Source organism: Neorhizobium vignae (assembly GCF_000732195.1).
Classification (GTDB): Bacteria; Pseudomonadota; Alphaproteobacteria; order Rhizobiales; family Rhizobiaceae; genus Neorhizobium; species Neorhizobium vignae.
In genome coordinates this window covers 180,444-194,635 of the sequence record NZ_JNNU01000002.1, presented here as the reverse complement: position 1 = coordinate 194,635, position 14,192 = coordinate 180,444, and the positions used below count along the sequence as shown (strand labels likewise).

The window sequence follows — 14,192 nt, the reverse complement described above, 5'->3', positions numbered from 1 at the left end:
CGGTGTGGCAACCTCTCACTCCTCATTTCTGGGACAAGCACAGGAATGAGGAAGACAAAAAAGGCGGCCGTTGAGGCCGCCTTTTCCGTGCTGAGGCAAAGCCGTCAGATATTGCTCGTCAAAATCTCGCGCAATTTCCCGAAGATCTCGTCGATATGGTGCTTTTCGACGATCAGCGGCGGGGACATGGCGATGGTGTCGCCGGTGGTACGGATCAGGAGGCCGTTTTCGTAGGCCTTCAGGAAGGCCGTGAAGGCGCGCTTGGTGGGTTCGCCGGCGATCGGGTCGAGTTCGATGGCGCCGATCAGGCCGAGGTTTCTGATGTCGATGACATTAGGCAGGTCTTTGAGCGAATGCAGGCCTTCCTCCCAATAGGGGGCGATGTCGCGGGCGCGGTCGAACAGGCCTTCTTCCTTGTAGGTTTCCAGCGTCGCCAGGCCGGCAGCCGAGGCGATCGGGTTGCCGGAATAGGTATAGCCGTGCATGAACTCGATCATGTGCTCCGGACCGGTCATGAAGGCGTCGTGGATCTCGGAGGTGACGAAGACGGCGCCCATCGGGATCACGCCGTTGGTGAGGCCCTTGGCGGTGGTGATGATGTCCGGCTTGACGTCGAAATACTGGGCCGCGAACGGGGCGCCCAGGCGGCCGAAACCGGTGATGACTTCGTCGAAGATCAACAGGATGCCGTGCTTGGTGCAGATCTCGCGCAGCTTCTGCAGATAGCCCTTCGGCGGGATGAGCACGCCGGTGGAACCGGCGACCGGCTCGACGATGACGGCAGCGACGGTCGAGGCGTCATGCAGGGTGACGATGCGCTCAAGCTCGGTGGCAAGATCGCCGCCATGCTCCGGCTCGCCCTTGGTGAAGGCGTTCTTGCCCGGCAGGTGGGTGTGCGGCAGGTGGTCGACGCCGGTCAAAAGCGTGCCGAACATCTTGCGGTTGGAGACGATGCCGCCGACCGAGATGCCGCCGAAATTGACGCCGTGATAACCGCGCTCGCGGCCGATCAGGCGGAAGCGCGAGCCGTTGCCCTTCACGCGGTGGTAGGCGAGCGCCACCTTCAGCGCGGTCTCGACCGATTCCGAGCCGGAATTGGTGTAGAGGACGTGGTTCATCCCCTCGGGGGCGATATCGACGAGGCGGTTGGCGAGTTCGAACGCTTTCGGATGGCCCAGCTGGAAAGCCGGCGCATAATCCAGTTCGCCAGCCTGTTCGCGGATTGCCTCGGTAATCTTCGGACGGCAGTGGCCGGCATTGACGCACCAGAGGCCCGCGGTGGCATCGAGCACCTGGCGGCCGTCATGGGTCGTGTAATGCATATCCTTGGCGGCGACGAAAAGGCGGGGTTCCTGCTTGAACTGGCGGTTTGCCGTAAACGGCATCCAGAACGCCCGCAGGTCGTTGGGCGTAGTATTCAGGCGGTTGGACATGACATTCTCCATGGCCATTCGGTTTCTTCGGGTGGCCATTTCCCGGTCGGCGTCATTGCACCAAGTTTTGACTGCATGGTCAAATTATCAGCGGGATTGGGGGCGTCAACCGCCTTCGGAGCGAGGGCCGTCTCGAATCTCCGCGTCCGGGCAAAAACGGTCCGGACCAGTCTTGAGGTCAGGGCGCTTGTGCGGCAGCCGGCGGCCCAGGCCTTCGGAATTCCAACAAAGGCTCAAGATTTCAACGCGGTTTCCACCGGCGTGAAATTTGATTGCCTCTCTCTGGTCTTTTGGCGAAAGCTGCCAATATCGCCTTAAACTTCAATTCCGAGACTTCTCATTGGCTGATCCCGATCCCAACGAAGACATGCATATCGAGCGACTGGAAGCGCTCGACGCCTACAATATCATGGACACCGAGCCGGAGCCTGAGTTCGACGATATCGTGCTCGTCGCCTCCACGCTCTGCAGCACGCCCGTGGCGCTCGTCAGCCTCGTCGAGAGGGACCGGCAGTGGTTCAAGGCGCGTGTCGGGTTCGAGGCATGCGATACGCCGATAGAGCAGTCTGTCTGCGCCCATGCGCTTGGCAGTTCCGAGGTGCTGGTCATCCCCGACCTGCAGCTCGACCAGCGCACCCGCACCAATACGCTGGTCACCGGCGAACCGCATATCCGCTTCTATGCCGGCGCGCCGCTGATCACGCCGGATGGGGTGGTGATCGGCACTCTCTGCGTCATCGATGTCCAGCCGCGGCCGCAGGGGCTCGACGAGGGGCAGAAGGCGGCGCTGCAGGCGCTCGCCCGGCAGGTCGTCGCGCTTCTCGAAATGCGGCGCATCTCGCAGCGCAAGGACGACCTGTTCCGGCGCCAGAAGACCATTAGCGCCAATATCCGCTCCAGCGTCAATGCCAGCCTGGCGGCCCAGGAGGCGGGAAGGATCGGCACGTTCGAAATCGATATCGCCACCTCGATGATGCGGGTCTCGCGGGAGTTCTGCCGGATCTTCCACGTGCCCATCGCCGAGACCTATCCGGCGCGGGTCTTCGAGGACATGGTGCTGCCGCAGGACAAGGGCCTGCAGTCCGACGATGCGTCTCGGCAGCAGGGGGATGCGCCGCTCGACGTCGAATATCGCATTCGCGTGCCGGGATACGGCGTGCGCTGGATCGCGCGCAATGCCAGCTTCCGCCATGACGAGGCGGGGCGGCCGGTCAAGATGATGGGCACGGTCAGGGACGTGACCGCTGCCAAACGGGAGGCCGCCCGGGTGCAGGCCCTGCTCGATGTCGGCGACAGGCTGCGCGACCTCAGCGACATGGAATCGATGGCGATCGCTGCCGGAGACCTGATGGCCAAGGCGCTCGATGCGACGCGGGCCGGTTTCGGCATCGTCAACGCAGCGGACGAGACGGTGTCGGTGCCGCCCGAATGGTGCGCGCCCGGCATCAAGAGCATTGCCGGGCTGCACCACTTCCGGGACTACGGGTCGTTCGTCGACGACCTGAAGCGCGGCGAGGCCGTGGTCATCGCCGATGTCGCCACCGACCCACGTACCCGCGACCATGCGCCAGCGCTTCTTGCGCTTGGCATCCGCGTGCTCGTCAACGTGCCGATCTTCGACCTCGGGCGCTTCAGGCTCGTCGCCTTCATCCATCACGACCAGCCTTATCCCTGGGTCGAGGAGGAAATTTCCTTCGTCCGCAGCTTCGGCAATCGCATCCAGATCGCAATGTCGCGGGTTCAGGCCGAGCTGGAGCAGCAGATGCTCAACAGGGAAATGAGCCATCGCCTGAAGAATACGCTATCGATGGTGCAGGCGATCGCCACCCAGACGCTCAGGCCGGTGGCGGAGCGGGGTCTCGTGGAGGCCTTCGAAAAGCGCCTGCATGCGCTCAGCACCGCCCACGACATCCTGTTCGAGCAGAACTGGACCAGCGCCTCGGTCTACGCAGTCGTCGACCGGACGATGAACGGGATCGGCGTGCGTGACCGGATCGACGCACAGGGTCCGAACGTGCGGTTCGGGCCGAAAGGCTCGCTTTCGCTTTCCCTGCTCCTGCACGAGCTGACGACAAATGCGGTGAAATACGGGGCGCTCTCCAACGATACAGGGCGGGTGGCGATAGATTGGCGCATCGAAGGCACCGGAGACGGCGCGATCTTTCACCTTTCCTGGCGGGAGACCGGCGGCCCGCTCCCGCGCGAGCCGGAGCGCAAGGGTTTCGGTTCCAAGCTCATTCGGATGGGGTTGATCGGAACCGGCGGTGTCCTCGTTAGTTATGATCATCCGGGGTTCAGCGCTGAGATGACAGCTGTGCTCCTTCAGCTAGCACAGGCAAACTGACCGGATGGGACAATCCGCACCGCCAAAAAGACAGGTAGTCCTCGTGGTCGAGGACGAACCCCTTTTGCGCATGATGGCAATGGACCTCGTGGAAGACGCGGGGTTCGAGGCGGTGGAGGCGGCTGATGCCGACGAGGCGGTGACGATCCTTGAAACCCGCACCGATATCCGCATCGTCTTTACCGATATCGACATGCCGGGCAGCATGAACGGCATGAAGCTGGCGGCTGCCGTGCGCGACCGCTGGCCGCCGATCGAGATCATCATCGTGTCAGGGCAGGTCCGGCTGGACGAGGGCGATCTGCCCGAGCGCAGCGTGTTCTTTTCCAAACCCTACGATTGGCAGAAAGTGACCGCCACGCTGCATCAGATGGCCAGGCACTGACACATGAAAATGCCTGGACCTTGCGCTTGCAGGCTCGATAACCGGCCGTGTCGGCCGGGCATGGAAACGCCCCAGTCCCCGACCGTCATGGCGGGGGCTGGGGCAGAGCAGCGTGACGTCATGTCAGCGCTGTCATTCTCACGCGGCTGCTGATTTCTTCTGCACCGGCGCGCAGTAGATTTCTTCCAAGGTCTCGAGGACCTTGATCACCGATTCCGACGAGCTGGAGTAATAGATGGTCTGCGCATCGCGGCGAGTCTTCACCAGCTTCTGGGCCCGCAGCTTGGAAAGGTGCTGGGACAGTGCCGATTGGCTGAGGCCCACCTGCGACGCAAGCGCGCCTACGGCGACTTCGCCCTTCACCAGGCAGCACAGGATCATCAACCGTTTCGGGTTGGCCATGGCGGACAGCAGGCCTGCGGCTGCGTTGGAATGCTCAGAAAGTGCCATCGTATCCATATGTCTTAAATTCCCATCGTATTCCAAAGCGGTCCCCCCGCTCCAAAATTCGGCCCATCGTCCTATGGGTGAAAATTATCAAGGAGCAAAAGGGATTGTATATCCCTAAATTTCAGGTAACCAGTTATCGTATGTTAGCGATATCAAAAACATAATCAAGAACGGCATGGGGAGACTCCGCAAGGAAGTCAAATTCGTGCCTGAGTTGAAAATCTCCCGCGATAAGGTCGATTCCCGCCCGGTCAACCCCTCCGAAGCGCCAGTTTTTCCCGTTTTCCGTGCCGAGACGAGCGGCAATTTTTTTCGCTTGCTCCGACATATTTTTTAACTTTTGTTGCAGGTCCAACCATTCCGCTGTCGTCCCCGGTTCGGGAATCACCAGGTCCGATCCGGTCAGCATGTATGCACGGCCGAATCCTCCGTTCAAGGACGCTGCCTGCGGAGTGATTCGGAAAAACCGGAAATCATCGAAATCTGCATACAATGCAGCCTTAGGATGGCGATCCAGAAAACGCTGGCGCACGCGCCCATGTTCGGGCGTATCGCGAATGACACCCTCTGCGAGACACTGGACGGTGATCCGGGGATGGGCGAGCGGATCGCCCTTGCCTGGCTCGCCGGCCAGAAGCGAGCAGCGCGGATCGGCAACCAGGCCTTTCGTATGGCCGGAGAGGCTTGAGACGAGGATGACCGGCACGCCGTCGACATCGGTGCCGGTGAGCGCGCGGCTGGCGGAGGGGAAACCGGTCTCCGGATCGAGGACCGCCAGCGCCATGTAACGCGCGCCGCGCACCAGCGTGCGGGCGAGCCGGCGGGCTTCGTCATCCGTATCGCGCAGCACCTGCGGCTTGTCGGTCTGCTGGTCGTCGGCCAATTCGTCGATCTCCTGTTCGTCCGCCGCGGGGCGGCCGCATTCGGCGTCGGCATAGCATCCGGCGCGGCGAAACGAAAGGTGACTTTGCAGCTCCGCTTATTGGGCGTCGCGGCGGCGATGGCGGGTCAGGCCGGCAATCACGTCGTCGGAGGAAATGCTGCCGATGATCGTGCCGTTGTCGACCACCCCGATGGCGCCCGGCTGACGCGACAGCGCATCTAGGATGTCGACGAGCGGCGTCGTCGGCAGCGCGGTGGCGGAGACGGCCGTGGCGCCTGCCACAGCGCTTACCCCGGTCCGCATCACGTCGCCGGCGGTCAGCATGCTGATCGGGTTGAGGTGCTGCACGAAATCGGCGACATACTGGTCGGCAGGCGCACGGACGATCTCCTGCGGCGTGCCGCACTGGATGATGTGCCCGCCCTCCATGATGGCGATTCGGTTGCCGATCCGGAAGGCTTCGTCGAGATCGTGGCTGACGAAGAGGATGGTCTTCTTCAGCCGCCGCTGGAATTCGAGCAGCTCGTCCTGCAGCCGGGTTCTGATCAGCGGATCTAGCGCCGAGAAGGGTTCGTCCATGAGCAGGATCGGCGCGCCGGTGGCAAAGGCGCGGGCAAGGCCGACGCGCTGCTGCATGCCGCCGGAGAGCTCGCCGACCTTGCGGCCGGCCCATTTGGTCAGGTTAACCAGTTCGAGCTGTTCGTTGACCTGCTTGGCACGCTCCGCATCCGGAACGCCGGCAAGCTCCAGGCCGAAGCCGACATTTTCCGCGACCGTGCGCCAGGGCAGAAGGCCGAACTGCTGGAAGACCATCGAGACGGTGTGCATGCGCAGGTCGCGCAACACTTTCGGGCTCGACTTGTAGGGATCGACCGGACCTGAGGGGGTTGCGACGCTGACATTGCCGCGCACGACGGGGGCGAGCCCGTTGACGGCGCGCAGCAGCGTCGACTTGCCCGAGCCGGACAGACCCATCAGCACGAGGATTTCGCCCTCGTGGATGGTGAGCGAGGCGTTGGCGACACCCATGACGATGCCGGTCGCGGCACTGATCTCGTCGCGGGTCTTGCCCTGGTCGACCATCGCCAGCGCCCGTTCCGGCTTGTCGCCGAAGACGATGTCGACATTGTCGAAGACTACGCAGTCACTCATTGGCCGTCTCCCGTCGATGTGCGGAACATGCGGTCGAGGATGATCGCCAGGATGACGATGCAGAGTCCGGAATCGAAGCCGCGCGCCACGTTGACGGTATTCAGTGCGCGCAGCACCGGCACGCCGAGGCCGTTGGCGCCGACCAGCGCCGCGATGACGACCATGGAGAGCGACAGCATGATCGTCTGGGTGAGGCCGGCCATGATCTGCGGCATGGCAAAGGGCAGTTCCACCTTGCGCAGGATCTGCGACGGGGTGGCGCCGAAGGCGACGGCCGCTTCCCGTAGCGAACTCGGGGTCGAGACGATGCCGAGTCGGGTGAGGCGGATCGGTGCCGGGATCGCGAAGATGACGGTGGCGATCAGGCCTGGAACCATGCCGAGGCCGAAGAGGATCAGCGCGGGGATGAGATAGACGAAGCTCGGCAGCGTCTGCATCAGGTCGAGGACCGGCCGCATGGCTTCGTAAAACCATTGCCGGCGGGCAGCGGCGATGCCGAGCGGCACGCCGACCAGCATGCTGACCGCGGTCGAGGCGAGCACCAGCGCCAGGGTTTCGGTGGTTTCCTTCCAGTAGCCCTGGTTGAAGATCAGGAGCAGGCCGCAGAAGGTGAAGGCCGCCAATACGAGGGAACGGCGCAGCCACCAGGAAAGCCCTGCCATGGCGGCCATGACGAACAGCGGATGCGGCGTCGCAAGACACCACAAAAGGCCGTTGATCACTCCAAGGAGAACGGAAGAAAGCCAGTCGAAGAACCAGTCGGCATTCGCCGTCAACCAGTCAACGACCGCCTTCGCCCAGGAACCTATAGGTATTCGATGATCTGCGATCCAATCCACGAGAAAACTGCCGTCCATAGGGAGAGAAAGGGCGGGCTCCGGGGCAGGCGATCCGCCGCCCCGGAAACATTTTCAGGACTGTTAGAGACCGAGTGCCTTCTTGACGGCGGCGAGGCCGTCCTTGCCGTCATAGGTGGTGACGCCGGCAACCCAGGGCTCGATGACCTTCGGGTTGGCCTTCAGCCAAACCTTGGCAGCGTCGTCGGCGTCCTCGCCGTCGTTGAGGATCTTGCCCATGATGGTGTTTTCCATGTCGAGCGAGAACTTCACGTTCTTGAGGAGTTTTCCGACGTTCGGGCATTGAGCGGTGTAACCGCCGCGGGCCACGGTATAGACCGTCGCGCCGCCGTAGTTCGGACCGAAGACGGTGGCGTCGCCGCCGGCGAGATAGGTGATCTGATGGGCGACGTTCATCGGATGCGGCGCCCAGGCGAGGAAGACGATCGGCTTGCCTTCCTTGTCCGCGCGGGTGACCTGGGTCAGCATGCCCTGCTCGGAGGATTCGACAACTTCGAAGCCCTTGAGGCCGAAGGTATTGGCTTCGATCAGCGACACGATCATGCCGTTGCCTTCGTTGCCCGGCTCGATGCCGTAAACCTTGCCGTCGAGTTCCTTCTTATGGGTGGCGATGTCCTTGAAGTCCTTGATGCCGAGCTTGGCGCCGGCGGCATTGGTGCCGAGCGTGTACTTGGCGCCTTCAAGGTTGACGGCGATGCTCTCGATCGACTTGTCGTCGAGATAGGGCTGGATTGCGCCTTGCTGGGCCGGCATCCAGTTCCCGAGGAAGATGTCGATATCCTTGTTCTTCATGGAAGAATAGGTAACCGGAACGCCGAGGGTCTTGACGTCGGCCTTGTAGCCGAGCGCTTCGAGGACCAGAATGAATGATGCGTTGGTCGAGGCGAGGTCCGTCCAGCCGACATCCGAGATCCGGACGGTCTTGCAGGCTTCCGGTTCGGCGGCGGATGCGGTGCCGGCGATCGCAAGGATCGATACGGCGGCGGCGAGCGTGGTCTTCAGTGAGGTAGTCATGCGCATGGGCTGCTCCCGTTTTTTTGGTTCCCGCCATTATCAATATATGCTGCGCCGAGGCAAGCGCGCGCATTCGCGGCGGACAATGGGGTGCATTTGCGACATTTGTGACTTTCTCCCCCAGCGTTGCGCAGTCTACAGTTTCCTGTGGTTTTCGGCCGAGACGGCTTTTCACGAATCCCGATCGCGATCAGAAGGCAGATATGGCCAAGCTCTATTTCCATTACGCCACCATGAATGCCGGCAAGTCGACGATGCTTCTGCAAGCATCCTATAACTACCGCGAGCGCGGCATGCGCACCGCGATCTTCACCGCATCGCTGGACGACCGGGCCGGGCAGGGCCGGGTCGCCTCGCGGATCGGGCTCTCTTCAGACGCGATTCCCTTCGGGCCGTCCGACGACCTCTTTTCGGACCTCGAGGCGATGCATGGGCAGGAGCCGATCGCCTGCGTGTTCGTCGACGAGGCGCAGTTCCTGTCGCCCGAACAGGTCTGGCAGCTGGCGCGGATTTCCGATCGGGTCGGCATCCCGGTCATGACCTACGGCCTCAGGACCGATTTCCAGGGAAAACTGTTTCCAGGCTCGCTGGAGCTGCTGGCGATCGCCGACGAGCTGCGCGAGGTGCGCACCATCTGTCATTGCGGGCGCAAGGCGACCATGGTGGTGAGGGTCGACGAGGACGGCAAGCTGGTGCGCGAAGGCGCTCAGGTGGATGTCGGCGGCAACGAGAAATATGTCTCGCTCTGCCGGCGGCACTGGGAAGCTCAGATGCGTTGCGAGTGATGCCCGGAATTTAAAACTCCGTTCACCGTGTGAGACGGAATGCCGCGGCGATGGGGCGGAAATTGACGCTGGTCAAAGTTTGGGGCCGGCAACATATTTAAATGCCGCATCCGAAACGCCTCGGCCCGATGGGCAGTGGTTCCCAGCAGGAGTTGCCTTGCATGCGCAAGACCGCAAAAACCTTTACGCTTGCCACCAGCCTCGCCCTGTTCGCCCTGCCGGCCTTCAGCGCCGAGATCGAGGTGAAGATGCTCAACAAGGGCAGCGACGGCGAGGCCATGGTATTCGAGCCGGCTGCCGTGAAGGCCCAGCCGGGCGATACGATCAAGTTCGTGCCGGTCGACAAGGGGCATGATGTGGTTTCGATGCCCGGCCTGGTGCCGGAAGGCGTCACCGAAATCAAAGGCAAGATCAGCCAGGAGGTTTCCTTTACACCCGACAAGCCGGGCGCCTATGTCTTCAAATGCACGCCGCATTTCGGCATGGGCATGGTCGCGGTGATCCTCGTCGGCGACGCGCCGGCCAATCTCGATGCGGTCAAGAGCGCCAAGATGCCGAAAAAGGCGAAGGACCGTCTTGATGCGGAAATCGCCAAGCTCGGGCTTTGATTTCTACGGGCTATCCCAATTTTTCCCGGCAATCCAGCCAAGCTCGCGTAGCATAATTTCGCGATGGCGTTATCTTCCCTTCCGACGGCGGGAGTATGCGCGTGGCGGCTTTTAAGAATTTCGACGGCGAGATCGAGCGGATCAGCGGCCTTTTGGCTGCAATGCGCGCCGCGCTTGGCCCGGTCTCGTCCCTGCTTGCCGAAACCGTGCGGGATCTCTCCCTGCCGGACGAGGAGAAGCCGGCTGCGCAGGCGGAGCGGCTGACGGCCGAGATACCCGAGCGGCAGGCAATCGAGGCGGCGATGGCCCGGCTGGTCGCGGATCTGGCAGCCGAGATCGGCATCTGCGCCCGGGAGTTCGACGATCGGGAATTGCCGACCCGCTTCGAAACACTGATCGGCTACGTTTCGGGGGCCGCCAGACACCGCCACCAGCAGGCGCGCTGGCGCAGCCCCGTGCCGCTCAACCGGCTGGCGGAGCTTCTGAGGCGTGCCGATCTGCTGGCCGGTCTTATGCGGCAGGAGCGCGACTTCCTGATCGGGCAGCGCAAGGAGAGCGAGGGCGATCTGGTGACGCTCATCGACCACCGACCGGAGATCATCGAAAAGCTGCGCGGCGATAACGGCGCCGCAATGACCGGCCTGGATGTGGTCGGCCGCACCGAACCCGCCATCAAGGTCTTCCAGGATTTCGTCGCCGGGCTCAACGCCCGGGTGGGCGCCTGCAACATCCTTCTGCACAAGCTGACCACCGATACGGAAAACCTTCTGATCCTCTACCGGATGGTTGCCGATGCCAGCGGGCATGGCGATGCCGGCCTGAAGCCCGAACTCTTTCCGCATCTGAAGCCCGAGGTCGAGCGCTTCTCAAGCGGGCTGCTGACATTACACGGTCTCGACCGCCGGCGGCAGCGCGCCGACCAGGCATTTGCCGAACGATTTCCCCCGGAGGCGGCGGAGGAGGCGGCCGACCGTGGAACGGCCGGCTTTCGGCTGCCGACCGTTTTCGGCTTCAAGTTCGTCCGGTCCCAATAGGACTGCCGAGGATCGGCTGCGCGGCCGTTTCCTGTCGGTTGCGGCGAAACGTTGCGCCCCCGTTGTGCTTGTGACGCCGAGCACATATGTGTGAGCCAAGCCAAATCGGATGCACACCGCCTCACGAGGAGACAGCGATGCTCGACCGGATTACCGCCTTCTTTCAAGGGATCGGCCAGGCCGTCGGGCGAGGCATAGGGCTGTTGATCGCCTGGATCGTGTGGCCGTTCCTGGCCGCACACGGCTGGTACCGCCAGCGCCACTGGATGGTGAAGGGCCCCATTCTCGCCATCCTGGTGCTGATGTTCGGGCTCTACGGCTATTTCTTCTGGCAGACGCAGGTCTGGACCAATTTCAATCCGAATTTCGTCGACAATTATCGCTGGTCGGAGCGCAACGTACCGGCCGGCCAGGAATTGCCGGCAACGGCTCCTGCAAGCGCCAACGCGACCGCTCCGGCGACCGGGGCGAGACAATGCCAGTCCTCGGCGATCGTCGATGCCGCCGCCGATCTCACCGACATGAACGTCAACCAGAATGCCTGGATTTCCTCGATGCTGCTCTATCGGCTGGGGTTCTTCGGTATCGACTGGGATCACACCCCGTTCCTCGACAACAAGGCCTCGTTCCAGCGTGGGGTCAATCAGGCGGTGCGGCGCACATCGACGGAACTTGTCGATTCGCTTGGGCGCGTGCGCGGTACGTCGAGCATCAACAACAATCTCCAGGATGCCCGCGGCAACCTGCAGTTCGACGAATATTCCTGGTATTTCGGGCTCAGCCCCTTTGGGCCGAAGACCCCGACCCCGAGCTACTATCGCGCGGCGATCGACAAGCTGAGGGCCTTCAACACCGATCTGACCACCTGCAACGCGACCTTCGACAGCCGCGCCGACAACCTGATCCAGTTCATCGACCGGATCGCCAACGATCTCGGCGGCACGTCGGCGATCCTGCGGGAGCGCTCGGAGAACTACAATGCCGGCTGGTTCGATACCCGCGCCGACGACCGCTTCTGGTTCGCCTATGGCCAGCTCTACGGCTATTATGCGGTGCTTTCGGCAGCAGGCGCGGATTTCTCCCAGGTGATCCGCGAGCGCAATATCGGGCCGCTCTGGACCGATACGCTATCGCAGTTCAAATCGGCGCTGCGGATCCAGCCGGCGATCATCTCCAACGGTCGCGAGGACGGCTGGATCATGCCGAGCCATCTGGCGGTGATGGGCTTCTATACTCTCCGGGTCCGCTCGAACCTGGTGGAATTGCGCTCGGTGCTGGACCGGTAAGCCGGTCGGCGCCGGTCAGGTTTTCGGCGGATTTTGGTCGTCGAGAAAAAACGTCACGCCGGGGCGTTCGGCAAAGAACTCGTAGGTGATGCCGACGACCTCGCCGCTCGTGCCCGGCTTGTCGCGGAATTTACCGACGCTGCGGACGTATTTATAGTCCTCCGCGTCGGCCTTGATGCGATAGATATTGTGATAGGTCAGGCGCTCGCCGCTGGCGCGCTCGAAGGTTTCCATCAGCTGCGGCATGTCGTCGGGATGGATGCGCGCGGTGAAGGCGACCATGTTCATCGGGCCATTCTTCGGCTCCAGTCCGAAGATGCGGCAGACGTCTTCGGTCACGAAGAAGTGGCCGCTGTCCAGATCGATTCGCCAATAACCGTAGAAACGGAAGGCCGAGGCAAGTTCAACCACCTCGTCTGTCGAGAGTCCCACTTCCAGGTATTGAGTATTGACGCGTTTTTCGGTGTATTCGACCCAAAACGTCAATCTTTTTCTCCCATAGGCCGGGAGAAACGCCCCAACCTCACACTATGAGTCTCAATCTCAATGCCTTAGCTACCAACTGGGTGCGGTTGACGCAATCCAGTTTCTTTATGGCATTGGTCATATATGCGTTAACGGTATGATCCGAGAGGGAAAGAATCCGCCCGATCTCGGAGGATGTCTTGCCCTGCGCCGTCCAGCGGACGACCTCCAGCTCGCGGGTGGTGAGGGGCCCCGCGGTACCGGTCCTGGCACTGCGGCGGATCTTGTCGAAGACATCGAAGGCATGCAGCACGATCATGCCGATCTCGTTGAGTTCCACCTGGCTCAACCGATGCCGGACGCCGTCGAAGCGCAGCATGAAGCGGCCGCCATCGATCGAATGCACCGCCATCGCGACGCTGGTGATGATGTCGTAGCGGCGCTGCAGTTCGTCCATCTCGGCCGGAACCGGGAAACCGCGTACGGTTTCCGGATCGTCGATCGACCAACAGAAGGGAAGGGCGGATTTCGAGATGATCGATGCAACCGGACAAAGCTTCAAAAGGCGGCGGCGGTCAAATTCCTGGACATAGCTTGCCGGCAGCGTCGTCTCGATGATCATCCGCGACAACAGTGTCTCATCCGCTCTGGTGGCGGCGAAAAGCGTGATGTGGCGAAACCCGAACTCGTGGGCGACACGCTTCATGGCAGCAAATATTTCCACCCGCGAATCCGCGGCGGAAATCTCGCTGTTCAGAATCGATTGCCGTTCCAAAGTGATCATGCGGGCGAAGCTGACAGATGGTTTATGTGATGGTTAAGAAATATACAAATCGATTTGAATAGCCAGCGAAATTTCGTGCGCTGCAGCAGATATCACCACTTTTTCCGATATAGGCTCACTTTATTTCCATGAATTCATGGAGTTACCGGGTCAAGATTTATACGGGGATATATCCAGTTCCCTTCACTTCCTCCATCACGGCATAGGTGTGGGTCTCCCTGACGCCCGGAAGCGGGAGAATCACCTCCGAAAGGAATTGGCGATAGGCCTCCATCCCGGCGACCCGGGCCTTCACGAGATAATCGAACCCGCCTGCCACCATGTGGCATTCCATCACGTCGTCGCTGCGTTTCACCGCGGCGGCGAACGCATCGAAAACGTCGGGCGTGGTGCGGTCGAGCTTGACCTGCACGAAGACGAGCAGATTGCGCCCGAGCTTTTCCGGTGACAGCAAAGCGCTATAACCGGTGATGTATCCTTCGCGGGTCAACCGCTTGACGCGTTCGGCGGTCGCCGTCGGTGAAAGCGACACGCGATCGGCGAGTTCGAGATTGCTCAGGCGCCCCTCCTTATGGAGTGCGCGGAGGATTTTTCGGTCGAGACGGTCGATGTCCTTCATGTTTCGCTAGATTTTACCTAAGTTGCCGTGAGATATTTTGTTAATGCCATAAAAATCAGCCGGAATCACCAGGGAATTCCCGCTATGGAGAGA

At 61.8% G+C, this 14,192-nt stretch carries 15 protein-coding genes; 6 read left to right on the top strand and 9 right to left on the bottom strand.

Annotation, left to right across the window (positions count from 1 at the left end; all coding sequences use genetic code 11):
- Positions 1-104: 104 nt before the first annotated feature.
- Positions 105-1,433, bottom strand: a complete 1,329-nt coding sequence (gene aptA / locus GQ59_RS01055) for an omega-aminotransferase AptA (protein WP_037078034.1) — start codon at positions 1,431-1,433, stop codon at positions 105-107.
- Between the two features lie 340 nt (positions 1,434-1,773).
- Between aptA and GQ59_RS30460 the strand changes: the two genes are divergently transcribed.
- Positions 1,774-3,777: a GAF domain-containing protein gene (locus GQ59_RS30460; protein ID WP_051903727.1), complete on the top strand. Its 2,004-nt coding sequence runs from the start codon at positions 1,774-1,776 to the stop codon at positions 3,775-3,777.
- A 4-nt stretch (positions 3,778-3,781) separates the two neighbouring features.
- The gene (locus GQ59_RS01045; RefSeq protein WP_037076456.1) at positions 3,782-4,162 is read left to right on the top strand and encodes a response regulator; all 381 of its coding nucleotides are present in this window, start codon (positions 3,782-3,784) and stop codon (positions 4,160-4,162) included.
- A gap of 138 nt (positions 4,163-4,300) precedes the next feature.
- On the opposite strand, the gene GQ59_RS01040 is transcribed toward GQ59_RS01045, so the two are convergent.
- The 5 genes from GQ59_RS01040 to GQ59_RS01020 form a co-directional block, all read right to left on the bottom strand.
- Entirely contained in the window at positions 4,301-4,621 is a 321-nt protein-coding gene (locus GQ59_RS01040; RefSeq protein WP_037076453.1) for an ArsR/SmtB family transcription factor, read from the bottom strand.
- A gap of 124 nt (positions 4,622-4,745) precedes the next feature.
- Positions 4,746-5,495 carry a HugZ family pyridoxamine 5'-phosphate oxidase gene (locus GQ59_RS01035; RefSeq protein ID WP_037076452.1) on the bottom strand — a complete coding sequence of 250 codons (750 nt, stop codon included), beginning with the start codon at positions 5,493-5,495 and terminating at the stop codon, positions 4,746-4,748.
- Positions 5,496-5,591: 96 nt separating this feature from the next.
- Positions 5,592-6,647, bottom strand: coding sequence for a choline ABC transporter ATP-binding protein (choV, locus tag GQ59_RS01030; RefSeq protein ID WP_037076450.1), 1,056 nt, complete (start codon positions 6,645-6,647; stop codon positions 5,592-5,594).
- A complete protein-coding gene (gene choW, locus GQ59_RS01025; RefSeq protein ID WP_037078029.1) occupies positions 6,644-7,486 on the bottom strand; it encodes a choline ABC transporter permease subunit in 843 nt (280 codons plus the stop codon). Before choW ends, choV begins: the two co-directional genes overlap by 4 nt.
- 81 nt (positions 7,487-7,567) lie before the next feature.
- The gene (locus GQ59_RS01020; RefSeq protein ID WP_037076448.1) at positions 7,568-8,524 is read right to left on the bottom strand and encodes a choline ABC transporter substrate-binding protein; all 957 of its coding nucleotides are present in this window, start codon (positions 8,522-8,524) and stop codon (positions 7,568-7,570) included.
- A gap of 197 nt (positions 8,525-8,721) precedes the next feature.
- Here GQ59_RS01020 and GQ59_RS01015 point away from each other — a divergent pair, with 197 nt between their 5' ends.
- The 4 genes from GQ59_RS01015 to GQ59_RS01000 all read left to right on the top strand — a co-directional run bounded on the left by GQ59_RS01015 (position 8,722) and on the right by GQ59_RS01000 (position 12,231).
- Positions 8,722-9,303: a thymidine kinase gene (locus GQ59_RS01015; RefSeq protein ID WP_037076446.1), complete on the top strand. Its 582-nt coding sequence runs from the start codon at positions 8,722-8,724 to the stop codon at positions 9,301-9,303.
- A 161-nt stretch (positions 9,304-9,464) separates the two neighbouring features.
- Positions 9,465-9,911 (top strand): pseudoazurin, encoded by a 447-nt coding sequence (locus GQ59_RS01010; protein WP_037076445.1) that lies wholly within the window; start codon positions 9,465-9,467, stop codon positions 9,909-9,911.
- Positions 9,912-10,012: 101 nt separating this feature from the next.
- Positions 10,013-10,945: a hypothetical protein gene (locus GQ59_RS01005; RefSeq protein WP_152564181.1), complete on the top strand. Its 933-nt coding sequence runs from the start codon at positions 10,013-10,015 to the stop codon at positions 10,943-10,945.
- 137 nt (positions 10,946-11,082) lie between these two features.
- Positions 11,083-12,231 (top strand): DUF2333 family protein, encoded by a 1,149-nt coding sequence (locus tag GQ59_RS01000; protein WP_037076443.1) that lies wholly within the window; start codon positions 11,083-11,085, stop codon positions 12,229-12,231.
- A 15-nt stretch (positions 12,232-12,246) separates the two neighbouring features.
- Here the strand turns inward: GQ59_RS01000 and GQ59_RS00995 are convergent, their stop codons facing one another.
- The 3 genes from GQ59_RS00995 to GQ59_RS00985 form a co-directional block, all read right to left on the bottom strand.
- Positions 12,247-12,717 carry a PAS domain-containing protein gene (locus GQ59_RS00995; protein ID WP_037076442.1) on the bottom strand — a complete coding sequence of 157 codons (471 nt, stop codon included), beginning with the start codon at positions 12,715-12,717 and terminating at the stop codon, positions 12,247-12,249.
- A gap of 37 nt (positions 12,718-12,754) precedes the next feature.
- Positions 12,755-13,480 (bottom strand): helix-turn-helix transcriptional regulator, encoded by a 726-nt coding sequence (locus GQ59_RS00990; RefSeq protein ID WP_037076441.1) that lies wholly within the window; start codon positions 13,478-13,480, stop codon positions 12,755-12,757.
- A 157-nt stretch (positions 13,481-13,637) separates the two neighbouring features.
- Positions 13,638-14,099 carry an Lrp/AsnC ligand binding domain-containing protein gene (locus GQ59_RS00985; RefSeq protein WP_037076439.1) on the bottom strand — a complete coding sequence of 154 codons (462 nt, stop codon included), beginning with the start codon at positions 14,097-14,099 and terminating at the stop codon, positions 13,638-13,640.
- Between the last annotated feature and the right edge of the window lie 93 nt (positions 14,100-14,192).